This is a genomic window from Mesorhizobium sp. M4B.F.Ca.ET.089.01.1.1 (assembly GCF_004022605.1).
In the GTDB taxonomy this organism is placed as follows: Bacteria; Pseudomonadota; Alphaproteobacteria; order Rhizobiales; family Rhizobiaceae; genus Mesorhizobium; species Mesorhizobium abyssinicae.
In genome coordinates this window covers 1-546 of the sequence record NZ_RZOS01001267.1, presented here as the reverse complement: position 1 = coordinate 546, position 546 = coordinate 1, and the positions used below count along the sequence as shown (strand labels likewise).

At 64.8% G+C, this 546-nt stretch carries 1 protein-coding gene; it reads right to left on the bottom strand.

Going from position 1 to position 546, the window contains the following annotated elements:
* On the bottom strand, nucleotides 1-157 hold a 157-nt coding region (locus EN780_RS37085), incomplete at its 3' end, for an ArdC-like ssDNA-binding domain-containing protein (RefSeq protein ID WP_128276635.1).
* Between the last annotated feature and the right edge of the window lie 389 nt (nucleotides 158-546).

Here is a 546-nt window from a genome sequence, read left to right as displayed (position 1 = left end):
CGTTGATGCCCTGATAGGGAATGCCGCCCGCGCGCAGCGGCCGGGTGATGCGGCCGGCGGCATGTCCAGCATTCCACGGCTGATGCCACGGGCGCGTGCCCTGTTCGAGGGCGCGGATAATCTGGTCGGTGATCTGTTGATAAAGGTCGGTTTTCATGGCGGTCTCTTTTGGTTTGGGGTTCAGCTCCGTCTGAACCCCTGCCCGTCGGCGAGACCGGGTTAGGGGGAGCAACAAGAAAATCGTCAGGGGGAACCACCCGGTTCGCAGCGACTGAGGCGGAGCCGAGGGAGTGAGAATTGGGGGATGGCGATTTTGTTGTTGCTGGGGGTCGTGAGGGCGGAGCCCTGTCGCCCCCCATCTTGGGCAAGGGATCGTCACCCGAAGGGCGAAGACCCTGCGTAGCTCTAGCGAAGCAGGGGCTTCGGGCGCGTGCGCCTAGAGCCCGGTCCTGTGCAGCAGGATGACCCATGTCGGCCAGTTCCGAGGCCGCCTCGCGTCAACTTCTGGCCGCGCTACGCGAGAAGCGCGGATACAGCGGGCACACG